This window comes from Streptococcaceae bacterium ESL0687, assembly GCA_029392475.1.
Taxonomy (GTDB): Bacteria; Bacillota; Bacilli; order Lactobacillales; family Streptococcaceae; genus Floricoccus.
This window is the reverse complement of the sequence record CP113940.1, coordinates 440009-458357: the sequence shown is the minus strand read 5'-3', so window position 1 is coordinate 458357 and position 18349 is coordinate 440009. Positions and strand designations below refer to the sequence as shown.

General features: G+C 39.6%; 13 protein-coding genes, 15 tRNA genes and 2 rRNA genes. 1 reads left to right on the top strand and 29 read right to left on the bottom strand.

What is annotated here, in order from left to right; all coding sequences use genetic code 11:
• Positions 1–225 precede the first annotated feature (225 nt).
• The 10 genes from OZX60_02430 to OZX60_02385 all read right to left on the bottom strand — a co-directional run bounded on the left by OZX60_02430 (position 226) and on the right by OZX60_02385 (position 9639).
• Entirely contained in the window at positions 226–1170 is a 945-nt protein-coding gene (locus OZX60_02430; GenBank protein WEV45605.1) for a peptidyl-prolyl cis-trans isomerase, read from the bottom strand.
• 154 nt (positions 1171–1324) lie between these two features.
• Positions 1325–2035 (bottom strand): O-methyltransferase, encoded by a 711-nt coding sequence (locus OZX60_02425; GenBank protein ID WEV45604.1) that lies wholly within the window; start codon positions 2033–2035, stop codon positions 1325–1327.
• Positions 2035–3837 carry an oligoendopeptidase F gene (gene pepF / locus OZX60_02420; protein ID WEV45603.1) on the bottom strand — a complete coding sequence of 601 codons (1803 nt, stop codon included), beginning with the start codon at positions 3835–3837 and terminating at the stop codon, positions 2035–2037. Before pepF ends, OZX60_02425 begins: the two co-directional genes overlap by 1 nt.
• A 33-nt stretch (positions 3838–3870) precedes the next feature.
• Positions 3871–4872, bottom strand: coding sequence for a competence protein CoiA family protein (locus OZX60_02415; protein ID WEV45602.1), 1002 nt, complete (start codon positions 4870–4872; stop codon positions 3871–3873).
• Between the two features lie 63 nt (positions 4873–4935).
• Positions 4936–6015 (bottom strand): YdcF family protein, encoded by a 1080-nt coding sequence (locus tag OZX60_02410; GenBank protein WEV45601.1) that lies wholly within the window; start codon positions 6013–6015, stop codon positions 4936–4938.
• Positions 5999–7102 (bottom strand): flavodoxin-dependent (E)-4-hydroxy-3-methylbut-2-enyl-diphosphate synthase, encoded by a 1104-nt coding sequence (gene ispG / locus OZX60_02405; protein WEV45600.1) that lies wholly within the window; start codon positions 7100–7102, stop codon positions 5999–6001. The genes OZX60_02410 and ispG overlap by 17 nt, the downstream gene beginning before the upstream one ends.
• Before the next feature lie 150 nt (positions 7103–7252).
• Positions 7253–7987 (bottom strand): amino acid ABC transporter ATP-binding protein, encoded by a 735-nt coding sequence (locus tag OZX60_02400; protein WEV45599.1) that lies wholly within the window; start codon positions 7985–7987, stop codon positions 7253–7255.
• Entirely contained in the window at positions 7984–8670 is a 687-nt protein-coding gene (locus OZX60_02395; GenBank protein ID WEV45598.1) for an amino acid ABC transporter permease, read from the bottom strand. The genes OZX60_02400 and OZX60_02395 overlap by 4 nt, the downstream gene beginning before the upstream one ends.
• A gap of 100 nt (positions 8671–8770) precedes the next feature.
• The gene (locus OZX60_02390; protein WEV45597.1) at positions 8771–9169 is read right to left on the bottom strand and encodes a DUF4430 domain-containing protein; all 399 of its coding nucleotides are present in this window, start codon (positions 9167–9169) and stop codon (positions 8771–8773) included.
• Complete coding sequence (locus OZX60_02385; protein ID WEV45596.1) at positions 9166–9639, bottom strand: ECF transporter S component; 474 nt, start codon at positions 9637–9639, stop codon at positions 9166–9168. The genes OZX60_02390 and OZX60_02385 overlap by 4 nt, the downstream gene beginning before the upstream one ends.
• On the opposite strand from OZX60_02385, the gene OZX60_02380 reads away from it, so the two are divergent.
• Positions 9630–10619, top strand: a complete 990-nt coding sequence (locus tag OZX60_02380; GenBank protein WEV45595.1) for a YegS/Rv2252/BmrU family lipid kinase — start codon at positions 9630–9632, stop codon at positions 10617–10619. The two genes, OZX60_02385 and OZX60_02380, sit on opposite strands and share 10 nt — an antisense overlap.
• Positions 10620–10659: 40 nt before the next feature.
• Here OZX60_02380 and OZX60_02375 read toward each other — a convergent pair whose 3' ends face one another.
• The 19 genes from OZX60_02375 to OZX60_02285 form a co-directional block, all read right to left on the bottom strand.
• Entirely contained in the window at positions 10660–11484 is an 825-nt protein-coding gene (locus OZX60_02375) for a transporter substrate-binding domain-containing protein (GenBank protein WEV45594.1), read from the bottom strand.
• A 98-nt stretch (positions 11485–11582) separates the two neighbouring features.
• Positions 11583–13574, bottom strand: coding sequence for an excinuclease ABC subunit UvrB (uvrB, locus tag OZX60_02370; GenBank protein WEV45593.1), 1992 nt, complete (start codon positions 13572–13574; stop codon positions 11583–11585).
• Positions 13575–13675: 101 nt separating this feature from the next.
• Positions 13676–13763: transfer RNA gene (locus OZX60_02365), tRNA-Ser, on the bottom strand.
• A 52-nt stretch (positions 13764–13815) separates the two neighbouring features.
• Positions 13816–13889, bottom strand: a tRNA-Ile gene (locus tag OZX60_02360).
• Between the two features lie 49 nt (positions 13890–13938).
• Positions 13939–14009, bottom strand: a tRNA-Gly gene (locus OZX60_02355).
• Between the two features lie 12 nt (positions 14010–14021).
• Positions 14022–14094: transfer RNA gene (locus OZX60_02350), tRNA-Phe, on the bottom strand.
• Positions 14095–14105: 11 nt separating this feature from the next.
• Positions 14106–14179, bottom strand: a tRNA-Ile gene (locus OZX60_02345).
• Between the two features lie 19 nt (positions 14180–14198).
• Positions 14199–14272, bottom strand: a tRNA-Met gene (locus OZX60_02340).
• Positions 14273–14291: 19 nt separating this feature from the next.
• A tRNA-Pro gene (locus tag OZX60_02335) sits at positions 14292–14365 on the bottom strand.
• 27 nt (positions 14366–14392) lie between these two features.
• Positions 14393–14466 (bottom strand) — tRNA-Arg (locus tag OZX60_02330).
• 15 nt (positions 14467–14481) lie between these two features.
• Positions 14482–14567 (bottom strand) — tRNA-Leu (locus tag OZX60_02325).
• 12 nt (positions 14568–14579) lie between these two features.
• Positions 14580–14651, bottom strand: a tRNA-Gly gene (locus OZX60_02320).
• An 11-nt stretch (positions 14652–14662) separates the two neighbouring features.
• A tRNA-Thr gene (locus tag OZX60_02315) sits at positions 14663–14735 on the bottom strand.
• Positions 14736–14772: 37 nt separating this feature from the next.
• A tRNA-Leu gene (locus OZX60_02310) sits at positions 14773–14854 on the bottom strand.
• 3 nt (positions 14855–14857) lie between these two features.
• Positions 14858–14930: transfer RNA gene (locus OZX60_02305), tRNA-Lys, on the bottom strand.
• Positions 14931–14954: 24 nt separating this feature from the next.
• Positions 14955–15027: transfer RNA gene (locus OZX60_02300), tRNA-Asp, on the bottom strand.
• 13 nt (positions 15028–15040) lie between these two features.
• Positions 15041–15113: transfer RNA gene (locus OZX60_02295), tRNA-Val, on the bottom strand.
• A 5-nt stretch (positions 15114–15118) separates the two neighbouring features.
• Positions 15119–15234, bottom strand: a 5S ribosomal RNA gene (gene rrf, locus OZX60_02290).
• 85 nt (positions 15235–15319) lie between these two features.
• Positions 15320–18221, bottom strand: a 23S ribosomal RNA gene (locus tag OZX60_02285).
• Positions 18222–18349 lie beyond the last annotated feature (128 nt).

Below are 18349 nucleotides of genomic sequence, written 5' to 3'. Positions count from 1 at the left end.
TTTATTTTCCTTTTTTCGACACAAACAAGTGATTTTTTTATCAAACAAAAAAGAAAGACTCCACCGTAGGGAGGGACGAAGTGCCGTGGTACCACCCTCCTTTACAATGAAGTCTCATTATCTTACTTGTTTGTTAGAGATGTTTTCTCACCTATAATAGCCTAAATAGGCCGCACTAAATTAACTGTCTATTCCCACCAACTAAGACTCTCTAAAAATTAATTATTATTTGCTGCTACTGCTGCTAGAACTTGTTGTTCCCATGAAGTCAGAAAGGATATTACTGAATTCTTTTGCTTTTATTGTAACATTGTACTCTTTAAGGATATTACCAATTACAGTTGTTCTAAAGCTTGTATCAGCTTCTTTTTCTTCTTTAATTGCTTTTTCTAGGTCATCCTTATATTTATCCATATCATCGCCCTTGCTGCTATTTTTTTCCATTTTTACAATGTAATAGCTTGAAGTTCCTGTTGAAGGACTTGTATAAGAAATAACATCAGAAATTTGTCCATCTTCCAATTTGAAGGCTGCATTTTTCACATCAGTTGATAGGTCGGTTGAATTTGAATCAAAAGTCATTTCTCCGCCATCATCCTTAGCTGTTCCTTCAGATTTTTCTTTGGCAATGGCAGCAAAATCAGCTCCATCTTTTTTAACTTCTTCAAGGATTGCTTTGGCATCGTCTTCCTTAGAAACTTGAATTACACGCGCTGTAACTTCTGGATGGAAGCTTTCCCAAGCAGTTTTCAAGTTAGCATCTGTGTATTCTTTTTCAATGGCTTGGTCAACAGCATATTTTACTAGTAAATTAGTCTTGATTGAAGCCTTATAAGATTTTTCAGTAAGACCTGCTTGAGCAAGAGCTGCATCAAATTGATCGCCGTACTGCTCCTTAGTCTTATTGTATTCTTCATCAATCTCTTTATCAGTAACCTTGTCTTTATACTTGTCATTTAAAACATCATCTAAGATTAACTGCTGAAGCACTTGGTTACTAGTTGATGAAGTGTTGTCCTTGGCTGCATCATAAAAGTCAGTTACACGAATAGTGTTCCCTTTCATGGTAACAATATCAGTATCTGGGGTAGAGCTCTTTTGACCACAAGCTGCAAGTGATAAAAAGGCAAGTCCTGTTGCGGTTGTTAGGGTAATTTTTTTAAAATTCACTACATTTCTCCTTTGATATTAAGCCAGTATAGTATATCACAATTTTTAAAATACTGCTTAAAGAAACTATAATCAATTAATAGAATAAGTTCTAAAATTGATTGGTTCGAAACTCAATCTAAAAGTATCTTATCCCACCTAACTTACATCAAACTTAATCGATCTTTAAATCAATGTCTTCATCATTTTTTCGAATCATTAAAATCCCATCACTGATTGGTAAAAGGCTTGCTGTAAGCTTATCATGATTAAGGGTTGCATCAAAAAGCTTATTAAGGCCCCTATGAATAGTCCTTTGGCCCCTTCTAATATCTTCAATCGGACGAACGACATCTCCAGCTTGAAAGATATCATCAATAATCACTAAACCACCTACATTTAATCTATCAAGCACATATGGAAGAAACTCTATGTATTTTGATTTAGCCGAATCCATGAAGACTAGGTCAAATTTTTCCTCAATTGTTGGTAGAACCTCCTGGGCATCTCCTTCTAAAAGTCTAATACTTCCCTCTGGGTCATATTTTGAAAAGTTTTCCTTGGCTAAGGCAATCATTTCAGGATTTCTATCAATTGTAACTATTTGAGACTTAGGAGATGAATCCTTCATAAGTAGGGCTGAAAAACCAATGGCTGTTCCTACCTCTAAAATCTTCTCTGGTTGGAGAGTTTGGAGTAAAAGCTGGAAATAAACTACTGTTTCATGGGGAATAATCGGAATATTTTCCTGCCTAGCAAAGTCAGCAAGCTCCCCCAAATGTCCTGTAAGCTGCTTTTGCTTGGTTCTCATAAAATCAACAACTTCTTCTTTGACAATAGGGCGGCGCATATTTCTATTGCTCCGCTCATTATAAGACTCAACCATTACTTGTAAGCACCTCTTTCAACTAAATCTTCAAATTCACTAAGACGGCTTTCAAAAACCTTGAAGGCCTCATCTAGGTAGTTAGACTTTGTCATATCAATACCAGCCCTACCAATGACCTCTAGAGGATAATCGCTATTTCCTGCTTTTAGATAATCAAGGTAGGCTTCCTTATCTTTTTCATCCCCGTGAACAATCCTTTCTGCCAGATAACTTGCGGCAGCAAATCCTGTAGCATACTGGAAGACATAGTAATCGTAATAGAAATGAGGAATACGGGCCCATTCATATTGGATTTCAGGATTTTCTTCCTTGGCTAGTCCATAGTATTTTTCATTTAAATCAGCATATAAATTATTCATAAACTCACTCGTCAGTACCTGACCTTGGGCATCAGCTGTATGAATTTTATCCTCAAATTCGGCAAACTGAGTCTGACGGAAAACAGTCCCCCTAAAACCATCTAGATAATGATTTAAGATAGCAAAACGAGTCTTTTCATCCTCTATTTGATCCAAAAGAAGCTCTGTTAAAATATTTTCATTTGTTGTTGAGGCAATTTCAGCAAGGAAAATTGAATAATCCCCGTAAACATAGGGCTGGTTGCTTCTTGTAAAGGTTGAGTGCATACTGTGGCCCATTTCATGAACTAGCGTATAAAGATTATCCAAGGTGTCATGCCAGTTTAAAAGCATAAAGGCATTGGTATCATAAGAACCACCTGAGTAAGCCCCGCTTCTTTTACCCTGATTTTCTTCAACATCAATCCAGCGCTCATCAAAAGATCTCTTTACATAAGAAAGATATTCAGCCCCGAAGATTTCAAGGGTCTCAAGAGTCTTTTCAACTGCCTCATCGTAAGTAAACTTGTAATCAAGATTTGATAGGGGAGCATACATATCGTACATCTTGAGGTCATCTAGCCCTAAAATTTTCTGGCGCAGTCCAATGTAGCGGTGGAGAAGGGGAAGGTGTTTATTAACACTTTCAATCAAGCTTTCAAAAACACTTTCAGGTATATTATTTTGTGCAAGAGCTGCCTGCCTGGCTGAGTCATATTTCCTAGTCTTAGCTTCAAAATTATGAACCTTGACTGTTGAACCTAGGGTCTTAGCATAGGTATTTTCAAACTGCTTGTAAATACTGTACATAGCCTTGTAAGCTTCTTGCCTAACTGCACGATCCTTAGATTCCATTAGAGTAATATAATTTCCGTGGGTAAGTCTTACTAACTCTCCTTCAGAATTTTTAACCTGAGGGAAAGATATGTCAGCATTATCTAAGATTTCAAAGGTTTCTGCTGACGCACCAAAAAGCTCACTAGCTCCTGCTAAAAGTGCCTCTTCTGCAGCTGATAAAATATGATTTTTTTTAATCAACATCTTTTCAAAGAAATGGCTATAATCATTTAATTCAGGTTCTTCTTCTTTGAATTTATCTAGCTCTTCCTTAGTTAGAGACATGAATTCTGGTTCATAAAAGGAAAAGGTCTGACCAAATTTCGCAAAGATACCTGTTGCCTTAGCTTGGAGTTCTTGGTATTTTGCAACCCTGGTATCCTGATCGTTTTTCATAGATGCATAGACGTAAAGTCTTTCGACAGCTTGAGAGATTCTAAGCTCTTCCTTTGTAATCTCAAGAAGGCTTTTAGCAGAATCAGTTAGGTGGCCTTGATATTTTAGGGCCTGATCAAGTTCTTTAGTTACTCGTTCATAATCGCGCTCCCAGGCCTCATCACTTGGATAAATTGTAGTCAAATCCCAAGTCCTAGCTTCTGCGACTTCATTTCTATTTTTTACCATATCAAATCCTCCTGTTATTATGATATCGAATTTCTACTTAAAGTTCATTCTATCATAAAATTTTGGGGGATACAGTAGAAAGGACCCTGATTTTTTAATCTTCAAAAGATAATTAAAATAATTCTTATAGTATTCTTCAATCTCCTTAGTAAACCTTCTTGTTTGAGCCAGATGGCAGGGTTCCTCCCTTTTTAAGAGTCTTTTGTAATAGTCAAAGGCTGGCGGAAAATAAAAGTTGGCCAGTAGGGAAGGAGCAAGAATATTTTTTCCTTTTAGATAATATAATTCTTGAACCTTCATCCACCGAGAATTTTTCGCTAAAAGCTGCCTTCTTAAATAAAGGTAAACCTCTTCCTTGGAAAGGGGCCTAACCTTAATAGATTCAAGTCTTCTAGCCTGGTAAGGAAAACGCAAAATCTGCATGAGATTTCCCCGACCAAAGGGAAATTTTTGCGACCTATAAATCACCCTCCCCTTGATGTCAACATGAATCAGGTAGTTAATCCTTAAGAAACTTCCCTCATAATCTAATTCCCAATAATAAAAACCTATATTACTGGAAAAATAAAGAAAATTCTCCTTAAGTTCCGTTAATTTATTTCTCAGATGAAGCCTTTGCCCCAGAATCCAGATGACAGTAACCCCTATTTCTTGATAGGAGCTAGTTCGCTCCCTTAAACGCTCCAAAGACAAGGAACTACACTGGATTTCAATAGCAAGCCTTTCTTCAACCATAATGTCAGCAATTTGTTTGATTTCCGGCAGATAAAATTCCACTTGAGCCTGATTATCTTTAGAAAACCAGGCATAAAGACTTTTTTTCAAACCCAGGTGCTCCTGGCTTTCATTTTCCCAGTAAAAATTACATTCTTTCAAGGATTTATGGGCAAAGTGAGCATTTTTAACTGGGCCATTTTTAAAAATTAGGCTTGAATGACAATGGGGGCAAAAAAATGATTTATTTTTCAGGCTTTCATAATCTGTAAAATCAACTAAATTTATTCTTTTCCCCTTTGAATCTTCTCCAACAATCATAAAAACTCCTTTAACCTATATACGAAAATAACTCCCAATTTTCATTGAGAGTTATTTTGCTTATTACTGGGCGGTAAAGCGAGCAAGCAAGATTAAAATAATATTTATGCTAAAGATTAAACTTAGATTAATGATGTGCTTTTTCTTTTCCATATTTAAAACAGCAATAAATTCCCTGATAAAGGCAGGAATTCGGTAGTAAAGGGCTGTTTTCCCGCCAAGTCCCTGGGCCTTAAGACCAAGTTTTTTGGAAATCAGGGCTGCCCTAAACACATGATATTCACTGGTAAAAAACAATAATTTTTCATCCTGATTATTGGCTTTTTCCTTGACAATTTTTGAAGAAAATACCAGGTTTTCATAGGTTGTCCGGCTCTTATCCTCAAGGATCGTCTTAGCAAGTGGGTAGTCAAGTTCCTTTACAGCATATTCGCGCATGGCATAGGCTTCACTTACGGTTTCATTTGGTCCCTGGCCTCCTGAATAAATAATTTCAGGTAATTCAGCCTGGATTTTAGCATGATCACTTGCGGCCTTAATTCTTGCGGCTAGTAATTTTCCAACCTGATTCCCATTTATTAAGCCAGCGCCTAAAACAACAAAATAATTAGCCTGAGCCCTTCTGACCAACCAGCTATAGATAACAGTTGATGAAAAGAAGACCAAGAACTGCCAACCAATATATATTAAAAAGAAGGGATACATATAGGTAACAATCTTAAGTAGTTCATATTTTTCAGGTAGGGAGTTTATTCTTCCTACTACTTGTCCTGCTATCACAAGAAGGATAAAGGTCAAGGGAAGAAGCAGATTAGCTAAGGAGTGGCTCTCCCTCCGCCAAATTTTTATACTTTCAACAATGATTCCTATAAATAAAATAAGGGAGAGGATTAAAAAACCAACCACAAGAATTACTCCCTCATATATAGGAACTGCTAGAGGAATCTTTCCACTACCTCCTAAATATAAGAGAAGGAGATTAATGCAGACAAAGATGAAAAAAATTGACAAGAGGCCCCATCTTCCAAGCCTCAGCGTTCTTGGGTCTGTTTTTACAACCCTTATAAACATTCCAAGACTTAGAAGAGTTGGAAGACCAACTAAAATTGCTACTTCAATTAACGGATTACTCAGGATCTCCATGCAACCTCCCTGTTTTTTGGAAGAATTCATACATTTCATCTATCTCTTTTTTGAACTCTTCAAGCATAACTTCTTCTGGAACCGTTTTGATAATTTTTCCTTTTTTAAAGAGCATTCCCTTACCGCTACCACCTGCTAGGCCGATATCAGCTTCACGCGCTTCACCTGGTCCATTAACCCCACATCCTAGGATGGCAACAGTTATTGGAGCCTTGATTGAAGCAATGTAATTTTCCAGTTCCTGGGCAATTGGGATTAAGTCTATTTCAATTCGCCCGCAGGTTGGACAAGATACAAGAGTTGCCGCATTGTCAATAAGATTAAATGATTTTAGGACCTCGCGGGCAACCTTGATTTCTTCCACTGGATCAGCTGAAAGAGAAATCCTCATTGTGTCCCCGATTCCCATTGAAAGAAGAGCACCCATACCTGCTGCTGATTTTATTGATCCAGAAAAAAGTGGACCTGATTCAGTAATTCCTAGGTGCAGGGGATAATCAAACTCTTCTGCTGCAAGCTCGTAGGCTGCAAGAGCCAACTCAACATTTGAAGCCTTCATAGAAATGATAATGTCATGAAAGTCCAAATCTTCTAGAATCTTAACGTGCTCACGGGCACTTTCAAGCATTCCCATTGGCGTTGGATAACCGTATTTTTGTAAAAATTTCTTTTCTAAAGATCCAGCATTAACTCCAATCCTAATTGGAATATTTTTAGCCTTGCATGCTTCAACAACCTTTTGAACTCGGTCAATTCGTCCAATATTACCAGGATTAATCCTAATCTTATCAACTCCTGATTCAATAGCCTGAAGGGCCAGACGATAGTCAAAGTGAATATCTGCGACTAAAGGAATCGATATTTGTTCCTTAATCTCTTTTAGGGCAAGGGCTGCCTCCATGTCTGGAACAGCCACACGAATAATCTGACAACCAGCCTCTTCAAGTTCATGAATTTGGGCTACTGTTGCTTTTACATCCTGGGTTTTAGTGGTACACATTGATTGGATAATAACCTTCTCCCGTCCACCGACAATTACATCACCAACTAAAACAGGTCGCGTATTTTTTCTATATGTTAAAGACATTTCGTCACTTCTTTCTTTATTAAATCAAAGTTCATTCTATCATATTTTCAGTAAAAAATATGCTCATAGAACCCCATCTATTCTAACTTATCTCGGAAAAGTTTTCAAACCAACAAAAAAAGAGATGGATCATCTCTTTTTTTAAAATTCTTACAGGACCTTTGATAGGAAGTCTTGTGTTCTAGTTTCTTTTGGATTATCAAAGATTTCAAGGGGACTTCCTTCTTCAATAATGTGACCACCATCCATAAAGAGGACCCTATCAGCTACTTCCTTAGCAAATCCCATTTCATGAGTTACAATAACCATAGTCATCCCGTCTTTAGCAAGCTCCTTAATAACTGCTAAAACTTCTCCTACCATTTCAGGATCAAGGGCACTTGTTGGTTCATCAAAAAGCATAACCTCTGGATCCATGGCAAGAGCACGAGCGATAGCAACCCTCTGCTGTTGTCCACCAGATAGACTTTGCGGGAAGGCCTGAGCCTTATCAGCAAGACCTACTCGTTCAAGAAGTTTAAGGGCTTTTTTCTCAGCCTCATCCTTGGTCATCTTCTTATTTTTTATCGGTGCAAGGGTTAGGTTGTCTAGGATATTTAAATTAGAAAAAAGATTAAAGGATTGGAAAACCATTCCCATCTGCTCCCTATGCTTGAAAATATCAACATCCTTATCAGAAATATCATTTCCTTCAAAAATCACCTGTCCTTGGCTTGGAGTTTCAAGCATATTCATCGTTCTAAGGAAGGTTGACTTACCTGAACCAGAAGGACCGATCATTACAACTACTTCACCTTCATTAATTTCAAGATCTAGACCTTTAAGGATTTCATTTTTTCCAAAAGATTTATGAAGATTTTTAATCTCAATTATGCTTTTACTCATTTAACATATCCTTTCGACATTTTTTTCTCAAGTAGATTGATTAACTGACTTGTAAGAAGGGTAATTACCAGGTAGAAAAGGCCAGCAAATAGTAGGGGCTCTAAGGTAATATAAGTTGTACTTGCAGTTGTAAGACCACCATTATAAAGTTCCATAACACCGATAGTTGATAAAAGTGAGCTGTCTTTAATAATTGTAACAAATTCATTTCCTAGTGATGGAAGACAGTTTCTAATGGCTTGAGGTAAAACAACACTTCTCATAGTTTGCCCTGGGCGAATACCTAAAGAATGAGCTGCTTCAATCTGACCCTTAGGAACAGATAAGATACCACCCCTGATAATTTCAGCAACATAAGCTCCGCTATTCATTGAGAGGATAATAATCCCTGGAACCACACGCGCCAAATCAACATTTAAAATTCCAAGAGGAAAAGTTGGCAAGAAGGTCATCTTAACAGTAACGAAGAAAACCATGATTTGAAGAATCATTGGAGTTCCGCGGAAAAGTCCAATGTAGATGTTTGCTAGCCATTTTAAAGGGGCAAAATTTGAAAGTTTTGCTAGGGCTAGTAAAATTCCGATAATTGTCCCAAAAAATACAACTAAAATCGAAACGCTTATTGTAACTACTGTACCATCTGTAAAATATGGTAAAAATTTTGGTAGAAAGGAAAAATTCATATACTACTCCTCATTGATTAATTTCTTTTAATTATACCACAATTAATGTATAAATATACAATAAATTTGAATTTTATTCTATTTTTATAATTTTAATAACCTAAAATCCACCCAGCTCAAAAATAACCTTATCTCTGTCCTTAAGCTTCTGCTCGCTTGCTCCCTTGCTGGCCATTTGATCATTAATCTCATATAGCCAGTACTTCTTAGCAGCTTCGTCCTGTTTGACATTATCAATTTCAGTAATGAATCCCTTGTCATCTTTTACCTCAACACAGGATTTAAGAAGATCAAGAACTGTTGTATTAGCCGTTATGGGTTGATTTTTAAACTCCTTTTCACTCCCATCATCAAATCTAATAATCAAAGTCACATCCCCAATTTGTTCCTCTGATGAACTAGAAATACTTGCTTCCTGACTGGTAGATGTTTTATTCAAGCATCCTGTTAGACTAAAAAGAGATAAGCCTATCAAGACAAGTGTCATTAATTTTTTCATAATTTCAACCTTTCAAATATTTTATAAACAAGAGGGTAAAAAATAATCGTACTAGCTGCATGGTTTACATCAAACCAAAATCCGTTTAAATAATAGGCCCAAAAATTTATGGTAAACATTCTTGTTGTCAAAAAAGAAATGATAAATCCATATAAGAGGGTCAAAAAGCCAACTCCCACTAGCTTTAAGAACAGATTAGGCAAAAATTTATAAATCAGCCTCCATAAACTCAAAATAAGGGCAAAGGATATAATTTGAAATAAAACAATAATACTCATACCCAGGTAAATTCCTGAAATAGTCATGGTTAAAATCATGACCAAAATCCCTTCAGGTAATCCCCAAAATACAACTGTAACAAAAAAGATTGCACTCACCATCTTAAAATTCGGAAACTGGACAAGGGCAAATCTTGAACTGATAGCAATAGCTGAGAGAATAGCTAGTCGGGTTATTTTTTTTGTACTCATTTGGTAATTATACACAAGTTTATCCTAAAGATGCAAGAGAAATTACAGTCAAGTTAGTAGATAAATATGCTATAATCGTTACTATGAAATATTACTTACTGGTTAATCCCACATCAGGAGGTGGCACGGGAGCAAAAACTGCACAAATTTTATGCGATTTTCTTAAAGAAAAGAATCTTGCCCATGAAAAATATCTAACTAATAGTCCTAGAGGAGAGGCCGATCCTACCAGAGAAATCCTTAAAGTTATTAAGCCCCAAGATCTACTAATTATAGTCGGTGGGGACGGAACCCTTTCAAATGTGATTAATTACCTTCCCTTGGACCAAAAATTCTCCTATATCAGGGCGGGGAGTGGCAATGATTTTGCAAACAGTATGAATCTACCCAAGGATCCCATTGAAAGCCTTAAAAAAATCATAGACGGCAAGCCAACCGACTTTTATGTAATTAAATATCAGAGTGAAAGTTTATCAGGATATGCCCTTAACAACCTAGGCATAGGCCTTGATGCAAGCATAGCCCTAGCTACAAATGAAAGTAGCCTCAAAACGATTCTTGCCAAATACAATGCTGGAGGCCTGGCCTATCTCATAAATGCTCTCAAAGTCATTCTTACAAAGAAATCCTTTGAAGCAGAAATCAATGGCCAAAGCTTTAAAAATATCTTCCTACTAACGATTACAAGCCATGCCTTCTTTGGAGGAGGCTATAAAATCGCTCCTCAGGAATCGTCTCTTGAAGAAAAACTAACCTTAGTTGAACTTCCTAAAATCGGCCTACATAAATTGATTAAAATAATCCTACAGCTTCTCCAGGCCAAGCATTTAGACAATAAAAATGTTTATCATACCAGGGCTAAATCATTCTCCATAAGGGTCAAATCAAAGGAAATCGTCCAGGTTGACGGAGAAACATATAAAATAAAAGCAAATGAAACCATTAATCTAAGGGCTGTCAAAAGAACAATTATCATATAAAAAACCTGTAAGTTAAACTTACAGGTTTTTTATTATCTTATTATTCAGCAACTTTTGCTTCTTTAGCTAGTTTGTAATTATCTTCAACACTCTTAGTGATGTAGCCTTCTTTTTTAAGTTCAGCAATAACTGTATTAACTTCGTCTTTTAGACTGTCATTACCTTTTTTAATGGCAATAGCGTTACTTCCTTCAGTATCAGCTGGGAAGGTAATATCTTTTTCAATCACAATATCATCATTTGATTCAACATAACTTTCAGCTACAAGCCCGTCTAAAACAATCGCATCAACTGTATTATTTTTCAATTCATTAACCATGTTAGTTGCAGTTGGAAGTGAGATAAGAGTAGAATCTTTAAAGGTATCTGTTACAATTCCTTCTTGAATACTTCCCTTTTGAGCAGCAATTTTTGCACCCTTCAAATCAGCAATGCTCTTGTACTTATCAGCCTTGTCCTTGTTAACAACAAGAACATTTTTAGTTTGATAGTACTCATCAGAAAAATCAAAAGTTTTCTTACGTTCATCGGTTGCAGTAAGCCCTGAAATAGCTAAATCAGCGCTACCATTAGCAACACTTGCTAGGACATTACTAAAGTCCATAGTAGAAATTTTAACCTTAACTCCAATCTTTTCAGCAATTTTATTGGCAAGATCAATGTCACTACCAACAACAACATTTTTTCCGTCCTTAATCATTTGGAACTCAAAGGGAGCATAGTCAGGACTTAGTGCTACAACCAACTCACCCTTATCTTTTATTTTTTGTAGGGAATCATCTTTGGTTGAGCTACTTTTTCCTCCACAACCAACCAAGCTAACTACTGAAAGGGTCAATAATAGACCTGCAAAAAATTTCTTCATAAACATCCTCTTTCTTGTATATTAATTCATTACTATACTTATAATTATACATATATTTTTTTATAAGTCAACAACATTTGCATAATTATTCATATTTTTTAATCCATGGCCTTTATTTCAAGAATGGTATCTCTAATTTGTGCCGCTAGTTCAAAGTCTAAAAGTTCAACTGCCTGATTCATTTGACCTTCCAATTCTTTAACAGCAAGATTTCTCTCCCTCTTATTCATTTCTGAATAATCAACAACTTCCTCTACCTCGCCCTCATCATTCTTTCTAGTAATTACAATATTATCTCGAATTTCCTTAATGATGGTCTTAGGTGTTATTCCGTGCTCTTCATTGTAAGCAATCTGGGTCTTTCTCCGTCTTGCAGTTTCATCAATGGCAATCTCCATGCTTTTAGTCATCTTATCAGCATACATAATAACAAGACCATTTGAATTACGAGCAGCACGCCCAATGGTCTGGATTAGACTACGTTCTCCCCTCAGGAATCCTTCCTTGTCTGCATCTAAAATAGCTACAAGGGATACTTCAGGAACATCAATTCCTTCTCTTAAGAGGTTAATTCCTATAAGGACGTCAAAAACTCCCAACCTTAAATCACGGATAATCTCGGTTCTTTCTAGAGTCTTAATATCGCTGTGGAGGTATTTTACCTTAATTCCCATCTCCTTAAAGTAATCGGTCAAATCTTCTGCCATTTTTTTAGTCAGAGTAGTAACAAAAACCCGCTCATTTTTTTCAACCCGCTCATTGATTTCACCTAGTAAATCATCAATCTGCCCCATAATTGGACGAACCTCAACTACTGGGTCAAGAAGTCCTGTTGGTCGAATGATTTGTTCTACTATGGTTTCAGTCTGCTCAGCCTCATAGGGACCAGGTGTTGCTGAAACATAAATAATTTGATGAACATGTTCTTCAAATTCTTCAAGCTTAAGCGGCCTATTATCCAAGGCACTAGGTAGACGAAAACCATAATCAACAAGCATTTGCTTTCTTGAACGGTCACCATTATGCATCCCTCTAATTTGTGGCATGGTAACATGTGACTCATCAACCATGATTAAAAAATCATCTGGAAAGAAATCTAACAGCGTATAAGGCGGCTCCCCTTCAGCTCGACCCTCCATATGCCTAGAATAGTTTTCTACCCCATTGGTATAACCCATCTCCCTAAGCATCTCGACATCATATTCAGTCCTTTGTTTTAACCTTTGAGCCTCTAACAGTTTACCCTCACTCTCGAAAACCTTTAGTTGGTCCTCAAGTTCGTGATTTATCCGTGAAATTGCTTCTTCCATGTGATCTTCATTAGTAACAAAGTGAGTGGCTGGGAAAATTGCCAGGTGATCAACCTGTCCTAAAACATGACCAGTTAATGCATCAATCTCCCTTATCCGGTCAATCTCATCTCCGAAAAACTCAACCCTAAAGGCATGCTCATCACGACTGGCTGGAAAAATTTCAACCACATCTCCCCGAACTCTAAAGCGTCCCCTTTGAAAATCAATATCATTTCGTTCAAATTGAATATCGACTAAGCTATTTAAAAGCATATCCCTTGATAATTCTTGACCTGGTCTCAAACTTACAACACTATCTTGGTATTCATCTGGATTACCCAAACCATAGATACAGGAAACAGATGCTACTACAATTACATCATTTCTTTCTAATAAAGAAGACGTAGCACTGTGACGCAATTTATCAATTTCATCATTTATAGAACTATCTTTTTCAATATAGGTATCACTGGAAGGAACATAAGCTTCTGGCTGATAATAATCATAGTAACTTACAAAGTATTCAACAGCATTGTCCGGAAAAAATTCCTTAAACTCTCCGTACAACTGACCTGCCAGTGTCTTATTATGGGCAATAACCAAGGTTGGTTTATTGACCTTTTGAATCACCTGACTCATGGTATAAGTTTTCCCGGTACCTGTTGCACCCAGTAAAACTTGTGCCTTCTCCCCATTTTCAACACCTTCAACTAACTCTTCTATGGCCTTGGGCTGATCTCCAGCTGGCTCATATTTTGAATGGAGAACAAACTTATTAGTATCAACCCTATCAATCATAAATCACCTCACAAACTTACTTTAAAATTAAATAATATCTAAGACAATTTTACTCTTTTTACACAAAAAAAGCTATTGGATACACTATCCAATAGCAATGACGGAGAAGAAGGGATTCGAACCCCCGCACCGATTTCTCGGTCTAACGATTTAGCAAACCGTCCTCTTCAGCCTCTTGAGTACTTCCCCATGAGAATATTATAATAAATTTCTCCAATAACTTCAATAATAAAATGAAGTATGGGCACGAGTGGACTCGAACCACCGACCTCACGCTTATCAGGCGTGCGCTCTAACCAGCTGAGCTACGCGCCCAAGTTTAACATATTTGTTAAATTGTGGTATGAACAAGTTACTTGTTCAAAGCGGGTGACGAGAATCGAACTCGCGACAACAGCTTGGAAGGCTGTAGTTTTACCACTAAACTACACCCGCTTATTAAATTAATGGCGCGAGACGGAATCGAACCGCCGACACATGGAGCTTCAATCCATTGCTCTACCAACTGAGCTACCGAGCCAATTACTTTAATGGACCTTGCAGGACTCGAACCTGCGACCACTCGGTTATGAGCCGAGAGCTCTAACCAGCTGAGCTAAAGGTCCTACAAAGTTTTTAAAAATATAGCGGCAGAGGGGATCGAACCCCCGACCTCCCGGGTATGAACCGGACGCTCTAGCCAGCTGAGCTACGCCGCCATTATGATAATAATATCAATCGGGAAGACAGGATTCGAACCTGCGACACCTTGGTCCCAAACCAAGTACTCTACCAAGCTGAGCTACTTCCCGTATTTATCTTTTAGATATTATTACCAATGCACCCTAGAGGAGTCGAACCTCTAACCGCCTGATTCGTAGTCAGGTACTCTATCCAGTTGAGCTAAGGGTGCTTATTATTAAATTAATGCCGAGGACCGGAATCGAACCGGTACGGTGATCACTCACCGCGGGATTTTAAGTCCCGTGCGTCTGCCAGTTCCGCCACCCCGGCTTGGGTATCTAAAGCGAACGACGAGGTTCGAACTCGCGACCCCCACCTTGGCAAGGTGATGTTCTACCACTGAACTACGTTCGCAATCTTTTAAATGCCGGCTACATGACTTGAACACGCGACCCTCTGATTACAAATCAGATGCTCTACCAACTGAGCTAAGCCGGCTGATATCAGATTCCTATTGGCATGAATCTGAAGTTTATGCGGATGAAGGGACTTGAACCCCCACGCCGTTAAGCGCTAGATCCTAAATCTAGTGCGTCTGCCAATTCCGCCACATCCGCGTATGACCCGTGCTGGGCTCGAACCAGCGACCCATTGATTAAAAGTCAATTGCTCTACCAACTGAGCTAACGAGTCTTCATACTTTAAGCTTTCGCTTAACGGTCCCGACGGGAATCGAACCCGCGATCTTCGCCGTGACAGGGCGACGTGATAACCGCTACACTACGGGACCTACAAATTGTTTATGGGAGTTAACGGGATCGAACCGCTGACCCTCTGCTTGTAAGGCAGATGCTCTCCCAGCTGAGCTAAACTCCCAATTCGCTTGGCGCCTACCTTATCTCACAGGGGGCAACCCCCAACTACTTCCGGCGTAACGAGACTTAACTTCTGTGTTCGACATGGGAACAGGTGTATCTCTCGTGCAATAAGCACCAAACTTGTTTGTAATCTTTCGATCACTCAAAATTGAATAATTTCTTCTATAACTCGAAACAACTTCAAATGTTGCTTGACTCTTATTTTAGGATAAGTCCTCGAGCGATTAGTACTAGTCCGCTACATGTGTCACCACACTTCCACTTCTAGCCTATCTACCTAATCATCTTTCAGGGCTCTTAACCAATAATTGGTGGGAAATCTCATCTTGAGGTGGGCTTCGCACTTAGATGCTTTCAGCGCTTATCCCTTCCCTACATAGCTACCCAGCGATGCTCTTGGCAGAACAACTGGTACACCAGCGGTAAGTCCATCCCGGTCCTCTCGTACTAAGGACAGATCCTCTCAAATTTCCTACGCCCGCGACGGATAGGGACCGAACTGTCTCACGACGTTCTGAACCCAGCTCGCGTGCCGCTTTAATGGGCGAACAGCCCAACCCTTGGGACCGACTACAGCCCCAGGATGCGACGAGCCGACATCGAGGTGCCAAACCTCCCCGTCGATGTGAACTCTTGGGGGAGATAAGCCTGTTATCCCCAGGGTAGCTTTTATCCGTTGAGCGATGGCCCTTCCATGCGGAACCACCGGATCACTAAGCCCGACTTTCGTCCCTGCTCGATTTGTAGATCTCGCAGTCAAGCTCCCTTATACCTTTACACTCTATGAATGATTTCCAACCATTCTGAGGGAACCTTTGGGCGCCTCCGTTACCTTTTAGGAGGCGACCGCCCCAGTCAAACTGCCCGTCAGACACTGTCTCCCACCATGATTAATGGTGCGGGTTAGAGTAGCCATAACACAAGGGTAGTATCCCAACAACGCCTCATCATACACTGGCGTGCATGAATCATAGGCTCCTACCTATCCTGTACATGTGGTACAGATACTCAATATCAAACTGCAGTAAAGCTCCATGGGGTCTTTCCGTCCTGTCGCGGGTAACCTGCATCTTCACAGGTACTAAAATTTCACCGAGTCTCTCGTTGAGACAGTGCCCAAATCGTTACGCCTTTCGTGCGGGTCGGAACTTACCCGACAAGGAATTTCGCTACCTTAGGACCGTTATAGTTACGGCCGCCGTTTACTGGGGCTTCAATTCATACCTTCGCTTACGCTAAGCACTCCTCTTAACCTTCCAGCACCGGGCAGGCGTCACCCCCTATACATCATCTTACGATTTAGCAGAGAGCTGTGTTTTTGATAAACAGTCGCTTGGGCCTATTCACTGCGGCTGACTTAAAGTCAGCGCCCCTTCTCCCTAAGTTACGGGGCCATTTTGCCGAGTTCCTTAACGAGAGTTCTCTCGCTCACCTGAGGCTACTCGCCTCGACTACCTGTGTCGGTTTGCGGTACGGGTAGATATTATTTAAACGCTAGAAGCTTTTCTCGGCAGTGTGACATCACATACTTCGCGACCTTAGTCGCTTCCCCATCACAGCTCAATGTTAGAAGTACAAGCATTTGACTCATACTACACCTCACTGCTTAGACCAGAATCCATTAACTGGCACATGTTAGCCTACTGCGTCCCTCCATCACTATAATATCTAGTACAGGAATATCAACCTGTTGTCCATCGGATACGCCTTTCGGCCTCTCCTTAGGTCCCGACTAACCCAGGGCGGACGAGCCTTCCCCTGGAAACCTTAGTCTTACGGTGGACAGGATTCTCACCTGTCTTTCGCTACTCATACCGGCATTCTCACTTCTATACGCTCCAGCACTCCTCACGGTATACCTTCGGCGCTGTATAGAACGCTCTCCTACCAATTACTTAAAAAGTAATTCCACAGCTTCGGTAATATGTTTAGCCCCGGTACATTTCGGCGCAGGGTCACTCGACTAGTGAGCTATTACGCACTCTTTGAATGGTAGCTGCTTCTGAGCTAACATCCTAGTTGTCTGTGCAACCCCACATCCTTTTCCACTTAACATATATTTTGGGACCTTAGCTGGTGGTCTGGGCTGTTTCCCTTTCGACTACGGATCTTAGCACTCGCAGTCTGACTGCCGTACATATGTCATTGGCATTCGGAGTTTATCTGAGATTGGTAATCCGGGATGGACCCCTCACCCAAACAGTGCTCTACCTCCAAGACATTTAAATTACGACGCTAGCCCTAAAGCTATTTCGGAGAGAACCAGCTATCTCCAAGTTCGTTTGGAATTTCTCCGCTATCCACAAGTCATCCAAGCACTTTTCAACGTACTCTGGTTCGGTCCTCCAGTGAGTTTTACCTCACCTTCAACCTGCTCATGGATAGGTCACATGGTTTCGGGTCTACATCATGTTACTAAAGCGCCCTATTAAGACTCGCTTTCGCTACGGCTCCGACTCTTCATCTTAACCTCGCAACATAACGTAACTCGCCGGTTCATTCTACAAAAGGCACGCTCTCACCCATTAACGGGCTCGAACTTGTTGTAGGCACACGGTTTCAGGTGCTATTTCACTCCCCTTCCGGGGTTCTTTTCACCTTTCCCTCACGGTACTGGTTCACTATCGGTCACTAGGGAGTATTTAGACTTGGGAGATGGTCCTCCCGGATTCCGACAAGATTCCTCGTGTCTTGCCGTACTCAGGATACTGCTAGGTATACATTCTATTTCGATTACGAGGCTATTACTCTCTCTGGCTTACCTTTCCAGGTAATTCTTCTATAAAATGTAAGTCCACGTTGCAGTCCTACAACCCCAAGGGACAAGTCCCTTGGTTTGGTCTTCTTCCGTTTCGCTCGCCGCTACTCAGGAAATCGCATTTGCTTTCTCTTCCTGCAGCTACTTAGATGTTTCAGTTCACTGCGTCTTCCTTCTCATACACTATGTATTCATGTATGGATAACATCCATTAGATGTTGGGTTCCCCATTCGGAAACTCACGGATCATCGCTTACTTACAGCTCCCCGTGAAATATCGTAGTTAGTCACGTCCTTCTTCGGCTCCTAGTGCCAAGGCATCCACCGTGCGCCCTTATTAACTTAACCTTTAATTTTGAATTATTAAATTCAGTTATAAGTTTTGATTTCTTCGTTTTTAAACTCTTTAAATCACAGCATTTTCGGTTTATTTCTTTGTTATATTAGAAATTATTCAATTTTCAATGATCGATTGG

What these genes read in the sequence shown, in the direction of transcription:
- OZX60_02390 (WEV45597.1), bottom strand. Translation starts at nt 9,169, where the DNA reads ATGAAAAAATTAATGACACTTGTCTTGATAGGCTTATCTCTTTTTAGT.
- uvrB (WEV45593.1), bottom strand. Translation starts at nt 13,574, where the DNA reads ATGATTGATAGGGTTGATACTAATAAGTTTGTTCTCCATTCAAAATAT.
- pepF (WEV45603.1), bottom strand. Translation starts at nt 3,837, where the DNA reads ATGGTAAAAAATAGAAATGAAGTCGCAGAAGCTAGGACTTGGGATTTG.
- OZX60_02385 (WEV45596.1), bottom strand. Translation starts at nt 9,639, where the DNA reads ATGAGTACAAAAAAAATAACCCGACTAGCTATTCTCTCAGCTATTGCT.
- ispG (WEV45600.1), bottom strand. Translation starts at nt 7,102, where the DNA reads ATGTCTTTAACATATAGAAAAAATACGCGACCTGTTTTAGTTGGTGAT.
- OZX60_02400 (WEV45599.1), bottom strand. Translation starts at nt 7,987, where the DNA reads ATGAGTAAAAGCATAATTGAGATTAAAAATCTTCATAAATCTTTTGGA.
- OZX60_02375 (WEV45594.1), bottom strand. Translation starts at nt 11,484, where the DNA reads ATGAAGAAATTTTTTGCAGGTCTATTATTGACCCTTTCAGTAGTTAGC.
- OZX60_02410 (WEV45601.1), bottom strand. Translation starts at nt 6,015, where the DNA reads ATGGAGATCCTGAGTAATCCGTTAATTGAAGTAGCAATTTTAGTTGGT.
- OZX60_02415 (WEV45602.1), bottom strand. Translation starts at nt 4,872, where the DNA reads ATGATTGTTGGAGAAGATTCAAAGGGGAAAAGAATAAATTTAGTTGAT.
- OZX60_02395 (WEV45598.1), bottom strand. Translation starts at nt 8,670, where the DNA reads ATGAATTTTTCCTTTCTACCAAAATTTTTACCATATTTTACAGATGGT.
- OZX60_02425 (WEV45604.1), bottom strand. Translation starts at nt 2,035, where the DNA reads ATGGTTGAGTCTTATAATGAGCGGAGCAATAGAAATATGCGCCGCCCT.